We start from the raw sequence: 25,251 nt of genomic DNA, 5'->3' as shown, positions 1-25,251 counted from the left end.
GTCCAATTTTTGATTACCATAGAAATAGATAATCAAGTCAGGTAAACGACTTTTTCGAATTATAATAAAAATCTGTTTAGTGGTTTTAAAAAAAAATCCAAATTGCCTAACATTATTTTATTTATAAAGTCAGATATCTAAATTTTAAAGTCAGATATCTAAAATTTAAAATCTGATATCTAAAATCTGATATCTAAAATCTAATATCTAAAATCTAATATCTAAAATCTAATATCTAAAATCTAATATCTAAAATCTAATATCTAAAATCTAATATCTAAAATTAGATTGTTAAGAAAAATGTTTATAATAAAACAAAACAATCTCTCGTTATACCTAGTAGAATGATAATTTTGAATGATTATAAAAAAAATATATGAAATGCGTAAAATAACAGCTTTTTTATTTTTAAATGTATTGGTTTCTGGAGCTACAATTTCGGCTCAGCAAACTGCTATTTACACCAACCAACTCTCAGAATTTGATAGAGCTACCGATTTATACAACGATAAGCAATATTTAGCGGCTCAAATTTTGTTTGAAAAAGTGCAGCAAAACAACAAGGAGCAAGAAGTTCAAGCTGATTGTGCCTACTACATTGCCAATTGTGCGATTCGATTGAATCAATCAGGTGCTGATAAATTAATGGAAGATTTTGTTGCTAATTATCCAACTAGTACAAAACAAAATCAGGCTTTTATTGGTGTAGCAACATTTTATTTTGAAAACGGAAATTATCCACAAGCGCTAGAATATTTCAATAAAGTTGACGAAAGTGCTTTGACTTATGAAGAGTTGGAGCGTTATAATTTTCAAAAAGGTTACGCTTTTTTTAGTGCTAAAAATAAAAAAGAAGCAAAAGTTTATTTCAATAAAGTTCAAAACTCTAAAGAATTTGGTTCTCAAGCCAAGTATTATTTAGGATTTATGGATTATGAAGATGATAACTATGTTGAAGCGAACAAGCAGTTCGAGCAAATTTCGGATATTGATAAGTACAAAGATAAAATGTCTTATTTCCAAGCTGATATGAATTTTAAACTTGGAAATTTCCAAAAAGCCATTGATTTAGGAAAAGCTGCAATGGCAAAATCATCGGCAGTAGAAAAATCTGAATTGAATAAAATTATTGGTGAAAGTTACTTTAATTTGAAGAAATTCGACGAAGCTTTGCCTTATTTAAAAGAATATAAAGGTAAAAAAGGGAAATGGAATAACACAGATTTCTACCAATTAGGTTATACTTATTACCAACAAAAAGATTATGAAAACGCCATTTCACAATTCAATAAAATAATTGATGGAAATGATTTTGTTGCTCAAAATGCTTACTATCATCTTGGTGAAAGTTATTTAAAAACCGACAAAAAACAACAAGCTTTAAACGCTTTTAAGACCGCAACCGAAATGGATTTTGATAAAAAAATTCAAGAAGATGCTAATTTAAATTACGCAAAACTAAGCTACGAAATCGGAAACTCTTATCAATCGGTTCCTGATGTTTTGTCTTCTTTTTTGAGCAAATATCCAACGTCACCAAGCAAAAATGAAATTGAAAATTTGTTGATTAACTCGTATATTACTTCTAAAAATTATAAGCAAGCTTTAGTTTTACTAGAAAAAAATAAAAGTCCCGAAAATAGATTAGCTTATCAAAAAGTTACCTTTTATCGAGGTTTAGAATTTTATACAGATGGTGATTATCAAGAAGCTCAAAAAATGTTTCTAAAATCATTAAAAGAACAAAAAGAGGCAAGATTTTCTGCCAGAGCAACATTTTGGAAAGCCGAAACAGAATTTACTTTAGATAATTTTAATGAAGCGCTTTTAACTTTCAAACAATTTGAAGGAATGAGTGAAGCAAAAAACACACCTGAATTTAAGAATTTAAATTACAATATCGCTTATTGTTATTTTAAACAAAAAGAATATGATCAAGCTGGTAATTATTTTCAGGCACAAATTGATGCGGTGAAAGAAGATAAAATTCGTTTGAACGATTCTTACTTACGATTAGGAGATTGTAGGTTTGTGACTTCAAAATATTGGCCAGCAATGGATGCTTACAATAAAGCTATCGAGTTGAAAAGTGTTGATGCCGATTATGCTGCCTTTCAAAAAGCTATTTCTTACGGATTTGTAAGTAAAAATGATAAGAAAATTGAAGACTTCAATAAGTTTATTCAAACATTTAAAATATCTCAATACCGCGACGATGCTTTATTTGAACTCGGAAATACTTATGTTACCGATAATAAATCTGATTTAGGACTTAAAACGTACGACCAATTATTGTCTGAATTCAAAAACGGAACTTATTCATCAAAAGCAGTTTTACGTCAAGGATTAATTTATTACAACACCAATAAAGACGATCAAGCTATTGCTAAATTCAAAATAGTAGCAGCCGATTATCCAAGAACTCCTGAAGCATTAGAAGCCGTTTCAACAGCAAGATTGATTTATGTTGAAAATGGTAAAGTAGATGAGTATGCTACTTGGGTAAGAACTTTAGATTTTGTTGAAGTTTCTGATGCTGAATTGGATAATGATACTTATGAAGCTGCTGAAAAGCAATATTTACAAAACAATACTAAACAAGCCATTGCAACTTTGAGTAGTTATGTTGCGAAATTTCCAAAAGGAATTCACGCACTAAAAGCTAATTTTTATTTAGCACAATCTTATTATGCTGATGGTTTAGAAGCTAATTCTGTAGCCAACTACGACTATGTAATTGCGCAATCTAAAAATGAATTTACAGAACAATCGTTGGCTCGTTTATGTGAAATTCATTTGAAAAAGGATGATTTTGGCAAAGCTATTCCAGTTTTAAAAAGATTAGAAACCGAAGCTGATTTTCCTCAAAATGTGACTTTTGCTCAAGCTAATTTAATGCGAGCTTATTACTCTCAAAAAGATTATCCTAATTCAGTAGTTTATGCAGATAAAGTTTTGGCAAATCCAAAAACCGATAATAAAGTAAAAAGTGATGCTCAAATTATTGTAGCACGTTCAGCAATAAAAGCCAATGACGAAGCTAAAGCAAGAATCGCCTATGCTAATTTATTGAAAATTGCTAAAGGTGAATTGGCTGCCGAAGCGCTTTATTATGACGCCTACTTTAAAAACAAGGATTTAAAATTTGCAGAATCAAATAAGGTGGTTCAAAAAATTGCCAAAGATTATTCAGGCTACAAATACTTTGCTGCCAAAGGATTGATTGTTATGGCAAAAAATTATTTCGGATTAAAAGATAGTTTTCAAGCAACCGCTATTTTAGATGGTGTAATCGAGAATTTCACCGACTTTGCTGATGTAGTGGAAGAAGCCAAAACCGAATTGAATACTATTAAAAATGAGGAAAGTAAAACCAATTCATCTATAGTAAAATAAAGCCAATTAATATCCTATTTAGTCAGTCGGAATACCTAAAAATAAAAAAAATGAAGATCAATTTCCAATATAAAATAGCTATAGTAACCGTTCTTTTAGGAACTCAATTTACGGTGGCTCAAAAGAAAGATGAAAACATCGGAACTGAAGTTGTAAATGTAGTTAAACCCTATACTGCAACAATTTCTGATGCTTTTAAAGTAAAAGAAACACCTAGCTTAGAAGACGATGAAACTTCTAAAAAAGAGAACATTCAATACAATATTTTTTCTTTTCCTGTAGCTTCAACTTTCACACCGTCAAAAGGAAAAGCTGCTGGAGTTGATAAAGCTGCTCAAGAGAAAATTTATAATAATTATGCAACGCTAGCGGCAGGAAATTATGGAAATATCAATGCTGAATTGTTTGTTACACAAACGTTAGAAAACAACAATTATATCGGTGCAATGTTGCGTCATCTTTCTTCTCAAGGTGGCATAAAAGATTTGGTTTTAGATGATAAATTTTCGAATTCATCTTTAGATTTGACTTATGGTAGTAGATCAAGAACGCTTTCTTGGAATGCTGATTTAGGTTACCAACGTCAAATGTATAACTGGTATGGTTTGAATCCGTTGTTTTCTGAAAATCTAGTGGCGGCTGATAGAGATGCTTTTATTAACGGAATTGATTCTAAGCAAACCTATCAAAACATTTCGCTTGGCGGACGCTTACAACTTGGAGAAAGTGTTTTAAAAGAAGCTACAATAAAATTCAATCGTTTTTCAGATGCTTTTTCATCTGGAGAAAATCGCTTGGTAATAAAACCGTCACTTGGATTGGATATTATGGATGAAAAGATAAAAGTTGATTTTGTACTAGATTACATCAATGGAAAATTTGATAAAGATTACAATGCATTAACCGAATTAAAATATGGTTATACTAGTTTTGGAGTGAAACCAAGTTTCCAAATAAATAGAGAAGATTTATCCGTAAATTTTGGTGCCGGATTTTTCTACAGTATGGCAACAGAATCAGGGAAAAATAAATTTTTCATCTATCCAAATATAACGGCGTCTTATAAAGTTGTTGGTGATTTAATGGTAGCTTATGCTGGTGCTGAAGGTGCTTTAAAACAAAATTCGTTTCAAGACTTTGTACAGCAAAATTTCTTTGTTTCACCAACATTAGGAATCGCTCCAACCGATCAAAAATTTGATATTTATGTCGGATTAAAAGGAAAATTAGCTAATACAATCGGATACAACATTCGCGGTTCGATTATGAATGAAGGTGCTAAACCAATGTTCCTTAGAAATCAATTCTCGTTTTCTAACGCTAACAAAAATGGTTATGCCTTTGGAAATTCCTTTGATGTAGTTTATGATGATGTTAAAACAGTTAGTTTTTATGGCGAACTAAAAGCTGATTTCTCTAAAAATGTATCTTTTGGAGTTAACGGAACGTTTAGCAGTTACACAACCGATACGCAAGCTGAAGCCTGGAATTTACCTTCATTGCAATTAGGAGCAAATTTAGATTTCAATATCACTGATAAATGGTATGCTGGAACCAGTGTTTTCTTTGTTGGAGAACGAAAAGATTTAAAATTTGTTCAAGGACTTACAGCTGTTTATCCACCAACTTATGGAACAGAAACAACAACATTAGATAGTTATTTCGACTTAAACGCACACGTTGGATATAAATACAGTGATCGATTAACCTTTTTTCTTAAAGGAAATAACTTAGCGAACCAAAACTACCAAAGATGGATCAATTATCCTGTGCAAGGTGTACAAGGATTGATTGGTGCTAATTATAAATTTGATTTTTAAATTTTAACCACAAAGTTCTTGCAGCAGTCACGAAGTTCACTATTTAATTTGTGTTCCTTGTGCTTTCTTCGTGAACTTTGTGGTTTAGTCTTTTTATATGAAACTACAAATTCTTCAACAACACCAGCAATTACTTCAAGACAAAATCGATGTTTTTCGCGATATGATTTCGGGATTAACGGTCGATGCGCAAAACGATGCAAAAGGTTCGGCTGGTGATAAACACGAAACCGCTTTGTCAATGATGCATATTGAGCAAGAAAAACTCAATCACAAATTGAAAGAGGTTTTTGATCAAAAATCGATTCTAGATAAGATTGATGGTTCCGTGAATCATAATAAAATAGCTTTAGGAAGTTTAGTTCAAGCAAACGGAATGACATTGTTTATTAGTGCAGCTTTACCCAAAATCACTATTGAAGGTAAAACAATTATTGCAGTTTCACCACAGTCGCCACTAGGTAGTAAATTATTAGGGAATGAAGTAGGCTTTGAGTTTGAGATTAATAATTCAAAATTTAAAGTTGAAAAAGTCAGTTAGTTAACTGGCTTTTCGTTTATAACCCTAATAACCCGCAATCATATTTTATCTCACTTGCTTAATTGTAAAAAAGCAATCTTCTCTAGTTGCTAATATTGAGACAGAAATTAAATCAGAATTAGCTCTAAAAGTTATTACATCGGTTGTAGTTAATTGAACTAGTGTTGACAAATTTCTTATTGGTGGAGTTACGTTTATTCCTAATACGCCAACATTTGGAAAATTACTTCTATTAATAATTACTCCATTTTTTAAAACTGAAACACCAAAGTTTGTCGATGCAGAAAGTACACCAGAAGATTTTATTTGAACCGAAATTTCATATATTCCGTCTTGCTTTGGTGTAAAGGAATTGGTTGAAATATTAAATTCATTATTAACATCAAATTCTGCAAAATCAAATGGAATTTTAGCACTACCAGACAAAATAGACAAGGAAAGTGGTGACGAGCTTGCAAAACTTCCTTTTATTAAGGTTTTGATAGAATTGTCATAAAGTTGTTTGGCAGTCACTCTTTTTATGTTTCCCAATCCATCGGCTACTAATACCGAATCCTTGGTAGCCGTTGCTGAGTTATAAGCTGGTAATGTTCTTACTCGTAAGGTTCCGTTTACGTCTAAGGTAGAAGTTGGATCAGTCGTTCCAATACCAACTTGCGCTACAAGCAGATTACTAATAAATAGTAATACTGGCAAAGTGAATTTTTTTTCCATTTCGTTAATATTTAGGGTTTTGTCTTATAAATTTAACTTTTTTTTAGGTATTGTGCTACTTTTGTTCTCAAATAATCGATGAAATGCAATTTTGATTTTGTTTTGTAAGTTTTTTCATATTTTTTATAAAGATTTGATTTTCAGTTTGTTTTAATTTTAAAATGGAATTTTTTAGTATGTAGATTATAATTTTTAATAAATTATCATTATTTAGTTACGATTTATAACTAAAATAAGGTATTGTGTTTTGGTATTGTTTAGTATTGCTCAAATTTGCTTAATAATTAATTATGGATAAAATATTATTTGTCCTCAATAAAAGAATAAAATATGTGCGGAATAGTATGTGCCTTCGATTTAAAGCAAAAAGCAGAAACATTGAGACCTCAAGTATTAGAAATGGCTAAAATCATCCGTCATCGCGGACCAGATTGGAGCGGAATATATAGTAATGACAAAGCCATTTTAGCTCACGAAAGGTTGGCAATCGTTGATCCAGCTTCTGGAAAACAACCTTTGTTCAGTCAAGACCAAAGTTTGGTCCTTGCAGCTAATGGTGAAATTTATAATCACAGAGAATTACGTAAACAATTTGAAGGTAGATACCAATTCCAAACCGAAAGTGATTGTGAAGTAATTCTAGCCTTGTATAAAGAAAAAGGAGTGCATTTCATTGACGAAATGAACGGTATTTTTGGCTTCGCAATTTATGATGTCGAAAAAGATGAATATTTTGTAGCGCGTGACCATATGGGAATTATTCCTTTATACATTGGATGGGATCAATATGGAACATTTTATGTAGCTTCTGAACTAAAAGCTTTGGAAGGATATTGTACTAAAATTGAATTATTTCCACCAGGACATTATTTATCAAGCAAAGACGGCGAATTTGTGCAATGGTACAAAAGAGAATGGACAGAATATGATGCAGTTAAAGATAACGCAACAAGTATTGAAGAAATTAAAGTGGCGCTTGAGGCGGCAGTTCACCGTCAGTTAATGAGTGATGTTCCTTATGGTGTGTTACTTTCTGGCGGATTAGATTCATCAATTACATCGGCAGTTGCTAAAAAGTATGCGCAAAAACGTATTGAGTCAGGTGACACTGTTGATGCTTGGTATCCACAATTACATTCGTTTGCAGTAGGTTTAGAAGGTTCGCCAGATTTGGCTGCGGCACAAAAAGTAGCCGATCACTTAGGAACGATTCACCACGAAATAAAATTCACAATTCAAGAGGGTTTAGATGCAGTTCGTGACGTAATTTATAATATTGAAACTTATGATGTAACTACAATTCGTGCTTCAACTCCAATGTATTTAATGGCGCGTGTTATTAAATCTATGGGTATCAAAATGGTTCTTTCAGGTGAAGGTTCAGATGAGTTATTTGGCGGTTACTTATATTTTCACAAAGCACCAAATGCAAGAGAATTTCACGAAGAAACAGTTAGAAAGTTAAGTAAATTACATATGTATGATTGCTTGCGAGCTAACAAAAGTTTAGCCGCTTGGGGAATTGAAGGTCGTGTTCCATTCTTAGATAAAGAGTTTATGGATGTAGCTATGCGAATCAATCCACAAGATAAAATGATCAACGGTGAGCGTATGGAGAAATGGGTTTTGCGTAAAGCGTTTGAAGATATGTTGCCAGCAAGTGTGGCTTGGCGTCAAAAAGAACAATTTAGTGATGGCGTAGGCTACAGTTGGATCGACACGCTAAAAGAAGTTGTTGCAAGAGAAATATCTGACGAGCAATTGGCTAATGCAAAATTCAAATTCCCAATTCAAACACCAACATCTAAAGAAGAGTATTATTATCGTTCAATTTACAATGAACATTTCCCTAGTGATGCAGCTGCGTTATGTGTTCCTCAGGAAGCAAGTGTGGCGTGCAGTACAAAAATAGCATTAGAATGGGATGAAGCTTTCAAAAATATGAATGATCCATCAGGTAGAGCAGTGGCAAATGTTCACGACGATGCCTATATTAAAGCATAAGGTCAAGCGTAGTTTCTTGGTTTTATATTGAAGTTTAGTTTGTTTGTTTAATCTGAACTTGTTCAGATTCTTAACGCTCATCATTATTGATGGGCGTTTTTGTTTAATCTAAACTTGTTTCAGATGCTCATATCTTTTTTAAAGGAGCGAATGGTTAGTTTTTTATCAGCAATCCATTTTCCTGCTTTCCATTCCAAGTTTTTCTTTTGTTGCCTTCGAGTAACCTCAGGCAACAAAAGAAAAAGCTTTCCATTGCAATCAGGGCTAAACAGCATTCGTCAGAATATCAATTAGTTGTATAAAACGCAATGCTGCTAACTTCAAAAAATCGTTTTAAATCAATTAAAAATTATTAATAGACAAATGTTAATAACTTCTACGACAAAATGCTTTAAAATGCTTTAAAATCGCCTTAATTATTATATATTTGCGTGTTAGACAAAAATCATACATACGATATAATTTATTATGAGCGACGAAATTAAAAAAAATAGCTATTCAGCCGACAGTATTCAGGCACTTGAAGGAATGGAGCACGTTAGAATGCGACCTTCTATGTATATTGGCGACACAGGTGTTAGAGGTTTACACCACTTAGTTTATGAAGTTGTAGATAACTCGATTGATGAGGCGTTAGCTGGTCATTGTGATACCATTAGTGTTTTCATTAATGAAGATAATTCTATTTCAGTAGAAGATAATGGTCGTGGTATTCCAGTTGATATGCACAAAAAAGAAGGTGTTTCTGCTCTTGAAGTAGTTATGACCAAAATTGGTGCCGGAGGAAAATTCGACAAAGATTCATATAAAGTTTCTGGTGGACTTCACGGTGTTGGTGTTTCGTGTGTAAACGCACTTTCTGACCATTTAAAAGCTACCGTTTTTAGAGAAGGAAAAATCTACGAACAAGAATACGAAAAAGGAAAAGCAATGTATCCGGTAAAGCAAGTTGGTACAACCGACAAGCGTGGTACGATGGTAACCTTTCAACCAGATAAAACTATATTTACACAAACAACAGAGTACTCTTATGATACTTTGGCAGCTCGTATGCGTGAGTTGTCTTTTTTGAATAAAGGAATTACAATTACATTAACTGATAAGCGTCACAAAAAAGACAATGGCGATTTTGAAGGCGAAGTTTTTCATTCAAAAGAAGGTCTTAAGGAATTTGTTAAGTTTCTTGATGCTGGTCGTGAGCCAATTATTTCGCACGTAATTAGTATGGAGCACGAAAAAGGAGAAATTCCAGTCGAGGTTGCTTTAGTCTATAATACAAGTTATTCAGAAAATATTTTTTCTTACGTAAATAATATCAATACCCACGAAGGTGGAACACATCTACAAGGTTTCCGTATGGGATTAACTCGTACGCTAAAGAAATATGCTGATGCTTCAGGTTTGTTAGATAAATTAAAATTCGAAATTTCAGGAGATGACTTTCGTGAAGGATTAACAGCTATTATTTCCGTTAAAGTTTCTGAACCTCAATTCGAAGGTCAAACAAAAACCAAATTAGGAAATAGGGAAGTAGTTTCTCCAGTTTCACAAGCGGTTTCTGAAATGCTTGAAAACTATTTAGAAGAAAATCCTAATGATGCTAAAATCATTGTTCAAAAAGTAATTCTTGCTGCTCAAGCGCGTCACGCTGCTAAAAAAGCTCGTGAAATGGTACAACGTAAAACCGTTTTAGGTGGTGGAGGTTTACCAGGAAAATTATCTGATTGTTCTGAACAAGATCCAGCAAAATGTGAAGTTTACTTAGTCGAAGGAGATTCGGCAGGTGGAACGGCAAAACAAGGTCGTGATAGAAACTTTCAAGCAATTATGCCATTGAGAGGTAAGATTTTGAACGTTGAAAAAGCAATGCACCACAAAGTTTTTGAAAACGAAGAAATTAGAAATATTTTCACGGCTTTGGGAGTTACCATCGGTACCGAAGAAGATTCGAAAGCATTGAACTTATCTAAATTAAGATACCATAAAGTAATTATTATGTGTGATGCCGACGTCGATGGAAGTCACATTGCTACGTTGATTCTTACTTTCTTTTTCAGATTTATGCGAGAATTAATTGAAGGCGGACACGTTTATATCGCTGCGCCACCATTATATTTAGTTAAAAAAGGAAACAAAAAAGAATACGCTTGGAACGATGATCAACGTGATGCAGCCAATGAAAGAATGGGCGGAAGCGCAGGAATTCAGCGTTACAAAGGTCTTGGAGAAATGAATGCAGAACAATTGTGGGAAACTACAATGGATCCAAATTTTAGAACCTTGCGTCAGGTTTCAATTGACAATCTTGCTGAAGCAGATAGAGTGTTCTCAATGTTGATGGGTGACGAAGTTCCGCCTCGAAGAGAATTTATAGAGAAAAACGCTGTTTACGCGAATATTGATGCGTAATAGCTTTTATAAATACATATTGATAGGGATTTGTTTGATTTTTTCAGGCAAATCCTTTTCTCAATCACCTCAAGCGATACAAGATATCGGGTTGTTTCTAGAAGATGCAACTTATTTTTCTGAAAAATATATTACTCCAGCTACAGATGTCGCAGTTTATCAAGCCTCTTCGAGTTGGATGACTTCTCCAAAAAAGAGAAAATTGTTTGATGTAACTTTAAGTTTGCATAGTAACTTATTTTTTGTTCCAAAAAGAGATCGAAGTTTCGAAATAAAAAATGCTGATTTTTCTTTTTTTACTATTGAAAACAATACATCAGCAACAGTTGCTACAGCTTTGGGAAATGATAATCAATATTATTTAGTTGGTCAAATTGATGGCAATCAAGTTAGAATTGAAACTCCAAAAGGAGTCAATCAAGAAACCATATATTATCCTTATTTACAAGGTTCTATTTCACTTTGGAAAGGTTTTGAGGTCATAGCAAAATATTCCACAAAAGTAAAATTAAAGCGTGGTGATTATCAAGTGTACGGGTTTGGCTTGAAGCACAATCTCAGTCAATATTTTAAAACTCTTGAAGCAAAGAAAATTCACTTAGCAGGATTAGTTGCTTATTCTAAAGAAGAAATTAGTTTTGGTTTTTTAGACACTAATACATCTTATGGAAATTTAGGTATTAATAAGTTGACAGGAGAAGTTAATACTTGGCAATTTCAATTAAGTGCTTCCAAAGAGTGGAAAAAGTTTGAGTTGATGACCAGTATTATTACTAATCAAAGTGATTTTAAATACTATTTGTCAGGACCAAAAGGAGAGATTGAAAAAACTATTCCGGTACAATATGTTTTAAACGAAAAGTTGAAAGATATTTACAAATCCAAATTTAATGCTTTAGGAGAAATTGCAGGTAGATACCAAATTAGCAAATTTTATATACAAACTTCAATTGCTTTTGGTAAATTTGTGAATTCAAACTTGTCAGTACAATACGAATTTTAATTAGTATCAATATATAAACACACAATAAAATGAAAGTTACCATAGTAGGAGCAGGAAACGTAGGAGCTACATGCGCAGACGCTATTGCTTACAGAAGAATTGCGAGTGAAATCGTATTATTAGACATTAGAGAAGGTTTTGCAGAAGGTAAAGCGTTAGACATAATGCAAACACAAACTACTTTAGGATTCAATACAAAAGTTTCTGGAAGTACTAATGATTATACAAAAACTGCAGGAAGTGATGTAGTAGTTATTACATCGGGTATTCCAAGAAAACCAGGAATGACTCGTGAAGAATTAATTGGAATCAATGCTGGGATTGTAAAAGGAGTTGCTGAAAATTTATTAGCGCATTCTCCTAATGCAATTGTTGTCGTAGTTTCTAATCCAATGGATACTATGACTTATTTAACGTTAAAAGCAACTGGATTACCAAAAAATAGAATTATTGGAATGGGCGGAACATTAGATAGTTCACGTTTCAAAACCTATCTTTCATTAGCTTTAGACAAACCTGCTAACGATATTCAAGGTATGGTCATCGGTGGTCACGGAGATACAACGATGATTCCTCTTACAAGATTAGCTTCTTATAACGGAGTTCCAGTTTCTGAATTTTTATCTGAGGAAGAATTAGCTAAAGTTGCAGCAGATACTATGGTAGGTGGAGCTACGCTTACGGCTTTGTTAGGAACTTCTGCTTGGTATGCGCCAGGAGCATCTGTAGCATTTTTGGTAGATTCTATTTTAAATGATCAAAAGAAAATGATTCCTTGTTCAGTGATGTTAGATGGTGAATATGGTCAAAGCGATATCTGTATCGGTGTACCTTGCATCATCGGAAAAAATGGTATCGAAGAAATTGTAAACATCGATTTGAATGAAGATGAAAAAGCAAAATTTGCAAAAAGTGCTGACGCAGTTCGCGCAATGAATGGTGATTTGAAATCGATTTTATCGTAAATTAATATACAATACTTTAAAAAGACTGCATTTTTGCAGTCTTTTTTTTGATATTAATGTGTAAATAATTTGTTAATCTTTAGGTTAATTATATATTTGCACGTTTCAAAAAACGTGTATAGGAGTGTTTTTGTTGATTTATATTGAAAATCAATAGATTACTTGATGTTTACTTGTTTTTTTAAAACCAAAACCAAAAAAATTAATTAATTTTTAGTAATAATGCAGAATAAAGGACTTATTAAATTTTTCGCAATTCTATTTGCACTGGTAAGTATTTACCAACTTTCTTTCACATTTGTATCCAATGGTGTGCAAAATGACGCCAAGGCATTTGCAAAAGGAAACCAAGAAAAAGAAATTGAATATCTTAACGATATTAAAAACAAAAAAGTTTTTAGTATGTTTGGTCTTGTTGACTACACTTATGATGAAGTGGTAGGAAAACAAATCAATAAAGGTCTTGACCTTGAAGGAGGAATCAACGTTATTCTTCAAATTTCTGTGAAAGATGTTTTAAAAGGTCTTTCTAACAATTCTAAAAATGCTGTTTTCAATAAGGCTTTAGAAGATGCGCAAGCTAACCGTCAAGGAAATCAATCTTTTTTAGATGCGTTTTTTATTGCGTTTGATGCTATTAAAGGTGATACAAAATTAGCTTCGCCAGATATTTTTGCTAATAAAAATTTATCTGATGAGATCAACTTCAAAATGTCAGATGATGAAACTAAAAAAGTGATTCGTCGTAAAGTGGATGAATCAGTTGAATCAGCTTTCGGAGTTTTGAGAAAACGTATCGATAAATTTGGTGTAACGCAACCAAATATTGCTAAATTGGGACAAACAGGAAGAATTCTTGTGGAATTGCCAGGAGCAAAAGATGTTGACCGTATCAAAAAATTATTACAATCAACTGCTCAATTAGAGTTTTGGGAAGCATACAAAATCGATGAAATGGGTGGTTTCTTAATGGCAGCGAACGATGCCTTAAAAGCTACTGAAAAAAATGTAAAAACTCCAGAAGTTAAAACTGCAGCAACAGATTCCATCAAAGATATGTTAGCTGATAAAACTAAAGATTCAGTTGCTGCTAAAACGGGTGCAAATCCAATTTTAGATAAATTCGTAGGACAAGGTGGTGGTCCAATTTTAGGTATTGTATCTGTTAAGGATACGGCTAAAATTAATTCTTATTTAAAAAGAGCTGATATTCGTTCTTTGTTACCAGCAGACAAGCGTTTTGCTAAATTCGTATGGGGAAAACCAACAGTTATCAAAGACGAAAAGACTAAAACAGATGTTGAAACTTTTGAACTTTATGCTTTAAAAGGAAATAAAGACGGAGTTGCTCCATTAAGTGGTGGTGTGATTACCGAAGCTAGAGATACTTTTGATCAATTAGGTAAACCTGCTGTTTCTATGCAGATGAACGGACAAGGAGCAAAGGTTTGGGAACAATTAACAGGTAACGCATTTACAAGCAAAGGTTTTATTGCTATTGCTCTTGATGATGTAGTTTATTCTGCGCCAGGAGTATCAACAGGACCAATTGCTGGTGGTAGATCTGAAATTTCAGGTAATTTTGATGTAACTGAAACTCAAGATTTAGCTAACGTTTTAAGAGCTGGTAAATTGCCTGCTGCTGCAGAAATTGTGCAATCAGAAGTGGTTGGACCATCTTTAGGAGAAAAAGCTATCCACGCTGGATTTCTATCTTCTATTGTAGGTTTCTTATTAGTATGTTTATGGATGGTTTTCTATTATGGAAAAGCTGGATGGTATGCTAATGTTGCTTTATTGGTAAACTTATTATTCTTATTTGGAATCTTAGCAAGTTTAGGTGCTGTATTGACTTTACCTGGTATTGCTGGTATTGTTTTAACACTTGGTACTGCGGTTGATGCTAACATCATTATTTATGAAAGAGCTAAAGAAGAATTGCGCGAAGGTAAAACTTTAGGAGATGCAGTTATCGCTTCTTACGGATGGAAAGGTGCAATGCGTTCGATTATTGATGCTAACGTAACTCACGTTTTAACGGGTGCAATTTTATTCATCTTTGGTACTGGACCAATTCAAGGTTTTGCAACTACATTATTAATTGGTATAGTAACTTCATTATTTACTTCAATCTTTATCGCAAGAATATTTATTGATAAAGATATCGCTAACAATAGAGCTTTAACATTTACAACACCAATTACGAAAAATTGGTTTACAGGTTTCCATTATGACTTTATCGGTGTTAAAAAATGGACTTACTTATTCTCTTCTGTTGTAGTTATCGGAAGTTTAGTTTCTATCTTCTTTGTTAATGGTCTTGATGAAGGTGTTGATTTTGTTGGAGGAAGAACTTTTCAAGTAAAATTTGAAAAAGCGGTAGAACCAACTCAAGTTTCTGAAGAATTATCTAAAGAATTCGGTACAGCTGTAGAAGCTAAAGTTTTTGGAGATGACGATCAATTGAAATTGACTACTAAATATAAAATTAAAGAGGAAAGCGCTGACGTTGATAAAGAAGTAAATGAAAAATTATATAAAGTTTTAGGAAAGTATTACACAAATACGTCTTATGACAATTTTATCAACTCTTACGATGGAAAACAATTAGGTGTTTTACAAGCTTCTAAAGTTGGAGCAGCGATTTCAGCAGATATTAAAACAAACTCATTTTGGGCTGTTATTGGTGCAATGTTAGTTGTTGGTTTGTATCTTGTAATCTCATTCCGTAAGTGGCAGTATTCATTAGGTGCGATTGCTGCAGTATTCCACGATGTTATTTTTGTATTAGGATTGTATTCTATATTATATAAAGTAATGCCTTTCCATATGGAAATGGATCAACATTTCATTGCTGCTATTTTAACAGTTATTGGATATTCAATGAATGATACCGTAATCGTATTTGATAGAATTAGAGAGTTCTTAGCAGGAAATGTTAAAGGTTCGTTTAAAGATGTTGTAAATGCATCTATTAACACCACATTATCTAGAACATTGAATACTTCATTAACAATGATTTTGGTATTGTTAATTATGTTCATTTTCGGAGGTGAATCAATTAGAGGATTTATTTTCGCAATGCTTGTAGGTATTATCGTTGGAACATATTCTTCATTATTTATAGCTACACCAGTTTTAGTAGATTCTATGAATAAAAAAGATATTCAAGATATTGAAGAACGTCATCACGTTTAATTATCATTAAAATATTTTAAAAAAGGCTATCTTATTAAAGGTAGCCTTTTTTTATTGTCGTACTTGTTGTTTGGTAAGTATTCAAAATAGAATATATACTAGTGTTACTACATTAAATAGAAAACGGATTAATGTTCTATCTGATGTAGTTGGCGTACGATTTATATTTAACATACCTTCAGTTGTACTACATTTTTTTTCATACTCAATAGGATTTGTAAAAGACTTATAAATGCACTTACTTTATTCTTTGGTAGTATTCAATCAGTCATAAGAAATTGCAATAGGTCGTTCCTTTGTATTACTTCATAAAAAAAAAGAGGACAATTAAGTCCTCTTTTATTTAATATGATATCATTTAATTATTTAATTAAATCTTCTGGAAGTGGCTCTTCTGCCATAAAAAGATAATACAATCCTACTAGAATGAATGGAACACTTAGCCATTGTCCAGTAGAAAATAAACCTAATGCATTTTCGAAACCACCTTGACTTTCTTTAACATATTCTACAATGAAACGAACCGTCCATAGAAGAATTAAAAACGTACCAAATATTAATCCGTGTTTTCTTGGTGTATCCGTTTTCCAATATAAGTATAATAGGAAGAAAAAAACAAAAACATAGCAAAAAGCCTCGTATAATTGTGCTGGGTGTTTCATTGGAACAGCAGCTAATAAATCGGCAAACTTCGGATTTGTTGCGATAGCATCGTAGGCCAAATCAGGATTTGAAATTTGAGTTTTATCTACCGCATCTTGAGGAGAATAATAATCTCTTACAAATTTTACTCCGAAAGTTTCATTTTTGGTAATTTTACCAACTATTTCTGAATTAAAAAAGTTTCCAAGTCTGACAAATATAGCACCACAAGCTACCGGAATTACAACTCTATCTAAAACCCATAACAATGGTTTATTTACCACTTTCTTGCCGTAAAAATACATAACTATTATCATTGAAATTGCCGCGCCGTGACTTGCTAATCCTGCAAAACCAGTAAATTGAAATTCAGGTTCAAATTTAAAAGGTAATAAAATCTCTAGCGGATGATTTCTAAAGTATTCCCAGTCATAAAAAACGACATGACCTAATCTAGCACCAAATAAGGTAGCCAAAACAGCCCAAACAAAAAGTGTGTCAAGTTTTTCTAAAGATTCTTTTTCATTGATAAAAATTTTCTTCATTATATACCAACCAAGAGTAAACGCTACTACAAACATTAAGCTGTAGAATCTTAGGTTAAGTGAACCAATGTGTATTCCTTCTGAGGGATTCCAAATCATTTTTATTTCTTTTTAATGGTAATTTATCAAAAATAGTAATTTTAAAATTACTTAATTCTAATATTGTGTTATTTGTGAGAACAATTTTTTTCAGGAACAGGATCATAGCCACTTTTTCCCCACGGATGACAACTCAATATCCTTTTCGTTCCTAAATACAGGCCTTTAATTAATCCGTGTACTTTTAAGGCTTCAATAAAATAGCTAGAACAAGTTGGTTCAAATCGACACGTAGCTGGGGTAAATGGAGAAATTCCTTCTTGATAGAATCTAACTAGTAAAATAAAAGGAGCAATAAGCATTTTTTTCATTCTACTATTGTTAAGAGTTAAATACTAAATGAAGTTCCTTCTTTTCCATCTTTAAGTTGAATGCCCAACGCTAATAATTTATCTCTAATTTCATCAGATAACGACCAGTTTTTATTTTCTCTAGCGGTTTTTCTCATTTCAATTAACATCGCAACCACGCCTTCAAGTTTATCGATATTATTATTAGAATTTTTCTCGTTATTGATACCTAATACTTCGAATACAAACTCTTCTAAAGTATTTTTTAAAATTTCTAAATCAGATGAAGTTATGGTTTCTCTTTTATCATTTAGGATGTTTACAAAACGTATTCCTTCGAATAACTGAGCAATTAATATTGGCGTGTTAAAATCATCATTCATCGCATCATAACAGCTTTGTCTCCAAGATGCGACATCTATAGATGATGATGAACTAGGTTCGATTTCAGTAATAATTTGAAGTCCTTCCATCAAGCGATTAAAACCTTTTTCACTGGCAACCATTGCATCATTAGAAATATCTAAAACACTTCTATAATGTGCTTGTAAAAAGCAAAAACGTACTACATTTGGATGAAATGGTTTTTCAAAAAAGTTATTTCCACCTTCAATTAATTCCATCGGAAGGATATAATTTCCTGTAGATTTGCTCATTCGTAATCCGTTCATAGTTAACATATTGGTATGCATCCAATACTTAACTGGTGAAACGCCATTGCAAGCTTTTCCTTGTGCTATCTCACATTCGTGATGCGGAAATTTTAAATCCATTCCGCCGCCGTGAATATCAAATTGTTCGCCCAAGTATTTTGTACTCATTGCTGTACATTCAAGGTGCCAACCCGGAAAACCTTCACCCCAAGGTGAATTCCATCGCATAATGTGAGCTGGAGTTGCGTGTTTCCACAAAGCAAAATCTTGTGGATTTTTCTTTTCGCTTTGCCCGTCTAAATCGCGAGTGTTAGCTAATAATTCATCTACGTTACGATTATTTAATTCGCCATAGTTCAATCCACGTTTATTATATTCTAAAACATCAAAGTAAACTGAACCATTGCTTTCATATGCAAAACCATCTTTGATTAACTTTTCAGTAAGTTCAATTTGTTCGATTATATGACCAGTTGCGGTTGGTTCAATATTTGGAGGTAGAAAATTAAATAAATCCAAAACTTTATGAAAGTCTACAGAATATTTTTGAACGACCTCCATCGGTTCTAATTTTTCTAGTCGTGATTGTTTTACAAACCTGTCATTCTCAATATCACCATCATCGGTTAAATGTCCGGCATCGGTAATATTTCTGACATATCTTACTTTATAGCCTAAATGAATTAAATACCTATAGATTACATCAAAACTCATAAAAGTTCTAACATTTCCTAAATGGACATTACTGTAAACAGTTGGTCCACAAACATACATTCCAATGGCACCTTCAAGTATTGGAGTAAAAATTTCTTTTTCTCCAGATAACGTGTTATAAACTTTAAGCGTTTGGTTTTTATAGATTTGCATATTTTAGTAGCTTTTTTGAAATGAATTAGATTATTGTTTTTAGAAATTTGTTTCTAGTTTTATGTAATCTAAAAATTCTCTTCTCACATTTTCTTCTTTAAACTTTCCACCAAATTCAGCCGTTACCGTACTACTTTCAATGTCTCTAATACCTCTAGAGTTTACACAAAGGTGTTTTGCGTCAATAACACATGCAACGTTTTCTGTGTTTAATACCTGCTGAAGTTCTTTTACAATTTGAATTGTCAATCGCTCTTGTACTTGAGGTCTTTTGGCAAAATAATCTACCACGCGATTCATTTTTGATAGACCTACAACGGTACCATTTGAAATATAGGCAATGTGAGCTCTACCAACAATTGGAAGTAAATGGTGTTCGCAAGTGGAATAAACGGTAATGTTCTTTTCAACTAACATTTCGTTGTACTTGTATTTATTGTCAAATGTTGAAGAACTTGGTTTTTTAGTAGGATTTAATCCGCCAAATATTTCTTTAACAAACATTTTTGCAACACGATTAGGTGTACCTTTAAGGCTGTCATCTGTTAAGTCCATTCCAAGCGTAAAAAGAATATTTTCTACATCTTTTTTTATTAATTCAATTTTTTCATCATCGCTTTTATCAAATGCGTCTTTTCTAAGTGGCGTTTGCTCATTAGTGGCAATATGATTGTTTCCGATTTCGTCGGCAAATTCTTCGTTATGGCTCATTTTTTAATAAGATTTTTTTAGCAAATTTTGTATGCAAAGATAAATATTATTGAATTATAATTGGCAATCAAAACTCTAATTTTAAAATTTAGAAATTTTAAGATAAATTTTGGTTAAATTTATGTATATTTCGCTCCTTAAAACATTTTGCACAATGAAAAAAAGTACCCTCTATCTGTTGTTAAGTTGTTTGTTTATCAACGTAATAACATCCCAAAATTTATTAGTTAATGGTGATTTTGAGTCAGGTGGAGTAGGCGTTGGATTTAACATAAATAATACAGGTTATAATTATTTGGCTGCACCAACTGGAACTACATCTCCTGGTGATTATGCGTTTGATGCAAATCCTTTACCTTACAATGTTTCAAATTTTATAAGTGGTTTTGATCATACAACGGGTTTGATTACCGGAAAAATGATGCTAATTGACGGAAGTAATGATGGAGGAAATCCAAGTTTTTGGAAAGCAGGAAATACTGGTGGTGGTGTTTGCGGATTAACAGTTGGAGTGACTTATACATTCCGTTATTGGATTAAAAGTATTTCTTCAAATGTTACAAATACAGCAACACAATCAGACATTAGAGCGGTTTTTAATAATGCAACTGTTGTAACTTCACCAACAAGTTTCTTAGCACCATTGCCTGCATCGGGATGGGAATTAAGGACTTATACTTTTACACCAACCAATGCTTGTGTGAATATTGAATTGAGAAATTTTAACACAAATAGTGTCGGAAATGATTTTGCTATAGATGATTTGTCTGTAACACCGCCAGCTTCGCCGTTAACGTTAACTTATTCAGCATTAAATACATCTTGTCCAACTTCTACAGATGGATCGATTGCAATTTATCCGTCAGGAGGAACTACACCTTATGTTACGTATTCTATTGTAGGACCAGTTTCTTTGAGTAATAATAATGGTGTTTTTCCAAGTTTACCTGCTGGAACTTATACTGTTTCAGTTTTAGATAGTGCTTCCAATACTACCTCTCAAACTAACGTAGTTATAGCAAATCCTGTCAATCCTTTGGTTGTATCTGCCAATACTGCAATTTGTAGTGGAAGTAATACTACTTTATCAGTTAGTGGAGGTTCTTCTTATAACTGGACAGCATCTCCGTCTGATCCGACATTAACTGCTCCGACAAGTGCTACGCCAACAGTTAGTCCTACAGCCACAACAACATATACTGTTTCTTCAACGATAACATCACCAAGAAATTTAATAAATAATGGAGATTTTTCTCAAGGTAATATAGGTTTTAGTACTGATTATCAATTTTTGAATACTGCACCAGTCGTTGGTGTTCAACGTGCTTATGGAATAGTAACTGCGCCAAATTTGTGGTTTACGCCATTTTCAAATTGCCCAGATCATACTACTGGTACAGGAAATATGATGGTAGTAGATGGTTCTAATTTGAATGCTGGTAATGATAGATTATGGAGTCAAACGGTACCTGTAATTGCTAATCAAAATCATACCTTTAGTTATTGGATACAATCAGTTGCTGTTCCAAATCCAGCGGCCATTGAGGTGTTAATTAATGGTGTTTCACAAGGAGTTGGCGTTGCGCCATTATTGTCAACTTGTGGCAATTGGACCCAATATTCTTATGTTTGGAATTCCGGAAGTAGTACTACGGCACAAATTGTAATGTATGATAGAACAACTACCGCAGCTGGAAATGATTTTGCTATTGATGATATTTCGTTCACTACTAATGCTACTTGTACAGTTACAAGATCAGTAACTGTGACGGTTAATACCTTAGATTTAATTGTACCTTCTAACCAAGTGGTTTGTAATGGAACATTGATACCATCATTATCATTTCCAACGAATTTACCAGGCTCAACAGTTGAATGGACTAATAGCAATCCATTATTAGCTATCGGTAGTGCCGGGCAAGGTAACCTTACAAATGTACTTGCAACAAATAGTACATCGGCACCAATTGTATCAACAATAACGGTCACAGCTTCATTAAGCGGATGTACGAATGTTGTTAGAAGTTTTACAATTACAATAAATCCATCGCCATCGGTATTAGTGAACAGTCCTGTTAAATGTACTGGTGATACGACACCTGCTGTGATACAAGCAACACCATCAGTTGCTGGAACTTACAATTATGTATGGACTGTCCCAAGTGGTGTTCCAGCTCCAGGTAACGTAGCTAGTTTTAATAGCGCAATAGCAGGAAATTATACTGTGGTGATTACTAATACTGCAACAGGTTGTGCAAGTCAGCCTTCAACAGGTGTATTGTCTTTTATTACAAACTGTTGTCCGAATGAAATTACAGTTAATGCTCCAAATCCGGTATTATGTAATGCTTCAAGTTGTACAACGTTGACTGCTTCTTATATCGACATCAAAGATACAACATCTTATACAGTTTCATCAATTCCATTTGCACCATTAGCTCCGCTGGGGAATGCAGGTACTTCTTTATGTACTATTGATGACGCGTATTCTGCAGCTACTCCATTACCATTTGATTTTAGTTTCTTCGGAAGTTGTTTTGATGCTTTTCAATTAAGTACAAATACTTACTTAACATTTGTTACTACAAATCCGAATTGCCAACCCGGAACTAGTCCTTGGCCTTTCTCAGCTACCATACCAGCTTTAGGTACGGCTGAACCAGAATTTTTAAATTCAATTTTCTTTCCAATGCAAGATACAAATCCTGCAGTCGCTACACCAGCAGCTACACCAGTGGATGTTAGGTACATTGTTGATGGTGTTGCTCCGTGTAGAAAATTAATTGTCAATGTTAAAAATATGCCATTATTTTCTTGTGGAACAGGTCAAGGTTTGCAAGAAAGTCAGTTGGTTTTATATGAGTCGACTAATATTATTGATGTACACGTTAAAAGAAGAAGTGTATGTGCAGGATGGAATGGCGGTAGTGGTGTAATTGGTTTACTTGGTCAAACGGTAGCCGAAGGGATTGCAGCGCCTGGTAGAAATACAGGTCAGTGGATTGCAAATGATGAATCGTGGAGATTTACGCCATCTGGTCCTTCGCTTACAAGTTTTAGATGGTTACAAAATGGTAACCCAATTGGAACAACAGCATCTATTTCAGTTTGTCCTTCTGTTACCACAACTTATACTGCAGAAGTAAGATATACCCAATGTAATGTGCCTGGACCACCAGCAACTATTGTTAGAACAGTTACTGAGCCTGTAACAATCGAAGTTTTTCCGGATGATACACTTACTCCAAATTCAATCACTAATTGTATTCCAAATAATACATTTAATTTAACTTCTAATGAGCCAACTGTTTTGGGACCATTAAACGGAACAGGAGCTTATGATGTTTATTATTATACAAATCAAGCTGATGCTGAAAATGGAGCTGCAAATAGTATTGCAAATCCTGCAGCTTATGTTTTAACTTCTGGTTCAAGTCAAACAATATTTATGAGTTTGATTAGTACAAATAATCCATGTATCAGAGTTAAATCTTTTAATATTATTTTAGATAATTGTTCGACATGTCCTACAATTACAAATCCATCTCCAACACAAACTTTATGTTTAAATTCTGATCCAACGCCATTTACAGTTTCTACAACATTTACAGCTGCTAACAGTATAAGTTATGTATATTTTACGACACCTCAAGCAGGAACAAATATGTATTCTGGAGGTACAATTTTAGGTACTGTGACACCTTCAGGAACTGGAGTTGCAACTTATGATGCCCCGGTTCTTGGTTCTTCTGGTTCTTTGCCAAATGTTTTAGGTACTTATTATGTGTATGCTATCGCAAATCCAACTCCAACGGACGTTACGTGTAGACCATTTCAATTAATTCAGGTAATTGTTAATACACCACCAAATGCAGGTACTGATGGAGGAACAACAGTATGTGAAACAGATACAAGTTCAATAAATCTAGCCAACTTAATTACAGGTGAACAAGTAGGAGGTGTATGGACACAAACTACCGGAACTGGTGGATTGTTTAATGCAACAGCTGGAACTTTTACACCTGCTGTTGGGGCAACGACAAGTACATTTACTTATACATTAAATGGCGTAGCACCTTGCACAAGTGATGCAAGTATTGCGACAGTTACTGTTAATCCACAACCAAATGCAGGATTAGATGGAACTATTGATATTTGTATTGGTAATGTGAATCCTATTGATTTATTCACAATAATAAACGGCGAACAAACTGGTGGATCTTGGGTCAGAACCTCAGGTACAGGAGGAACATTCAATGCAACCGCAGGAATCTTCACGCCATCAGGAACAACAACAAATAGTACTTTTACGTATACTTTATTAGGTACTGCGCCATGTATTAATGATTCAAGTATTGCTACAATCAATTTTGTTGCTCAACCAAATGCCGGTACAGATGGAGGCACAACAGTATGTGAAACAGATACAAGTTCAATAAATCTAGCTAACTTAATTGTAGGTGAACAAACAGGCGGACTATGGACACAAACTTCTGGTACTGGTGGATCGTTTAATGCAGCAGCTGGAACTTTTACACCTGCTGTTGGCGCAACTACAAGTACTTTTACTTATACATTAAATGGTGTAGCACCTTGTACAAGTGATACAAGTATTGCAACAGTTACTATTAATCCACAATCAAATGCTGGTTTAGATGCAACTATTGATATTTGTATTGGTAATGTAAATCCTATTGATTTATTCACAATAATAAACGGCGAACAAACAGGTGGATCTTGGGTAAGAACCTCTGGTACAGGAGGAACATTCAACGCAACTGCTGGAATCTTTACACCATCAGGAACAACAACAAATAGTACTTTTACTTATACTTTATTAGGTTCGGCTCCTTGTATTAATGATAGCAGCATTGCTACGATTAATTTTATTTCACAACCGACCGCCGGCACAGATGGCAGTATCAATATTTGCGGAAGCAGTTCTACGTCAATAAATTTATTTAGTTTAATAACGGGCGAGAGTTCGGGAGGTGTTTGGGTTCGTAGCACTGGTAGTGGCGGAACATTTGTCGCAGCATCAGGAACATTTACTCCTACAGCTGGAACGACCTCTAGTACATTTACTTATACAGTGACTGGCGCTGCACCTTGTGGCGCAGATTCTAGTGTTGCCTCAGTAAATATTACAGCACAATTGGACGCTGGATTAGATGGATCATTAACGGTTTGTGATTCAAGTGGTCTTGTTGATTTGTTTAGTATTATCACAGGTGAACAGTTAGGAGGTTCGTGGGTAAGAACTACAGGTTCGGGTGGTACATTTGATGCTGTTAATGGTACTTTTACTCCAGCAGTTGGAGCTACTTTAAGTACGTTTACCTATACATTAGCAGGAGTTGCGCCTTGTATTAGTGATTCTAGTGTTGCTACGAT

General features: G+C 33.6%; 14 protein-coding genes and 1 pseudogene. 9 read left to right on the top strand and 6 right to left on the bottom strand.

Features of this window, described 5'->3' with window-relative positions:
• Positions 1-381 precede the first annotated feature (381 nt).
• From Q0050_RS02900 to Q0050_RS02890, 3 genes are all read left to right on the top strand, one after another.
• The gene (locus Q0050_RS02900) at positions 382-3,396 is read left to right on the top strand and encodes a tetratricopeptide repeat protein (protein WP_298392505.1); all 3,015 of its coding nucleotides are present in this window, start codon (positions 382-384) and stop codon (positions 3,394-3,396) included.
• Between the two features lie 50 nt (positions 3,397-3,446).
• On the top strand, positions 3,447-5,216 hold the full coding sequence (locus Q0050_RS02895) for a TonB-dependent receptor (RefSeq protein WP_298392504.1): 1,770 nt from the start codon (positions 3,447-3,449) through the stop codon (positions 5,214-5,216).
• Positions 5,217-5,313: 97 nt separating this feature from the next.
• On the top strand, positions 5,314-5,757 hold the full coding sequence (locus Q0050_RS02890; RefSeq protein WP_298392503.1) for a hypothetical protein: 444 nt from the start codon (positions 5,314-5,316) through the stop codon (positions 5,755-5,757).
• Between the two features lie 45 nt (positions 5,758-5,802).
• Here Q0050_RS02890 and Q0050_RS02885 read toward each other — a convergent pair whose 3' ends face one another.
• Positions 5,803-6,471: a hypothetical protein gene (locus tag Q0050_RS02885; RefSeq protein WP_298392502.1), complete on the bottom strand. Its 669-nt coding sequence runs from the start codon at positions 6,469-6,471 to the stop codon at positions 5,803-5,805.
• 330 nt (positions 6,472-6,801) lie between these two features.
• Here Q0050_RS02885 and asnB point away from each other — a divergent pair, with 330 nt between their 5' ends.
• Positions 6,802-8,475, top strand: coding sequence for an asparagine synthase B (gene asnB / locus Q0050_RS02880; RefSeq protein ID WP_298392501.1), 1,674 nt, complete (start codon positions 6,802-6,804; stop codon positions 8,473-8,475).
• Between the two features lie 119 nt (positions 8,476-8,594).
• Here the strand turns inward: asnB and Q0050_RS02875 are convergent, their stop codons facing one another.
• The gene (locus tag Q0050_RS02875) at positions 8,595-8,750 is read right to left on the bottom strand and encodes a hypothetical protein (RefSeq protein WP_298392499.1); all 156 of its coding nucleotides are present in this window, start codon (positions 8,748-8,750) and stop codon (positions 8,595-8,597) included.
• 193 nt (positions 8,751-8,943) lie between these two features.
• Here Q0050_RS02875 and gyrB point away from each other — a divergent pair, with 193 nt between their 5' ends.
• The 4 genes from gyrB to secDF all read left to right on the top strand — a co-directional run bounded on the left by gyrB (position 8,944) and on the right by secDF (position 16,050).
• Complete coding sequence (gene gyrB, locus Q0050_RS02870; RefSeq protein WP_298392497.1) at positions 8,944-10,884, top strand: DNA topoisomerase (ATP-hydrolyzing) subunit B; 1,941 nt, start codon at positions 8,944-8,946, stop codon at positions 10,882-10,884.
• Positions 10,877-11,887, top strand: a complete 1,011-nt coding sequence (locus Q0050_RS02865; RefSeq protein ID WP_367277148.1) for a DUF6588 family protein — start codon at positions 10,877-10,879, stop codon at positions 11,885-11,887. The genes gyrB and Q0050_RS02865 overlap by 8 nt, the downstream gene beginning before the upstream one ends.
• A 29-nt stretch (positions 11,888-11,916) precedes the next feature.
• Positions 11,917-12,852 carry a malate dehydrogenase gene (mdh, locus tag Q0050_RS02860; RefSeq protein ID WP_298392493.1) on the top strand — a complete coding sequence of 312 codons (936 nt, stop codon included), beginning with the start codon at positions 11,917-11,919 and terminating at the stop codon, positions 12,850-12,852.
• A gap of 222 nt (positions 12,853-13,074) precedes the next feature.
• A complete protein-coding gene (secDF, locus tag Q0050_RS02855; RefSeq protein WP_298392491.1) occupies positions 13,075-16,050 on the top strand; it encodes a protein translocase subunit SecDF in 2,976 nt (991 codons plus the stop codon).
• Between the two features lie 362 nt (positions 16,051-16,412).
• Here secDF and lgt read toward each other — a convergent pair whose 3' ends face one another.
• The 4 genes from lgt to folE all read right to left on the bottom strand — a co-directional run bounded on the left by lgt (position 16,413) and on the right by folE (position 19,857).
• Positions 16,413-17,336, bottom strand: a complete 924-nt coding sequence (gene lgt / locus Q0050_RS02850; RefSeq protein WP_298392489.1) for a prolipoprotein diacylglyceryl transferase — start codon at positions 17,334-17,336, stop codon at positions 16,413-16,415.
• Positions 17,337-17,404: 68 nt separating this feature from the next.
• Positions 17,405-17,647, bottom strand: coding sequence for a membrane protein insertion efficiency factor YidD (yidD, locus tag Q0050_RS02845; protein ID WP_298392487.1), 243 nt, complete (start codon positions 17,645-17,647; stop codon positions 17,405-17,407).
• 17 nt (positions 17,648-17,664) lie between these two features.
• Positions 17,665-19,146 (bottom strand): cysteine--tRNA ligase, encoded by a 1,482-nt coding sequence (gene cysS, locus Q0050_RS02840; RefSeq protein WP_298392485.1) that lies wholly within the window; start codon positions 19,144-19,146, stop codon positions 17,665-17,667.
• 39 nt (positions 19,147-19,185) lie between these two features.
• Positions 19,186-19,857, bottom strand: a complete 672-nt coding sequence (gene folE / locus Q0050_RS02835) for a GTP cyclohydrolase I FolE (protein WP_298392483.1) — start codon at positions 19,855-19,857, stop codon at positions 19,186-19,188.
• A gap of 154 nt (positions 19,858-20,011) precedes the next feature.
• Here folE and Q0050_RS02830 point away from each other — a divergent pair.
• Positions 20,012-25,251, top strand: a pseudogene (locus tag Q0050_RS02830) (hypothetical protein); the annotation flags it as partial.

The sequence above is a fragment of the Flavobacterium sp. genome (assembly GCF_027483985.1).
In the GTDB taxonomy this organism is placed as follows: domain Bacteria; phylum Bacteroidota; class Bacteroidia; order Flavobacteriales; family Flavobacteriaceae; genus Flavobacterium.
This window is presented reverse-complemented; position numbering and strand designations above follow the sequence as displayed.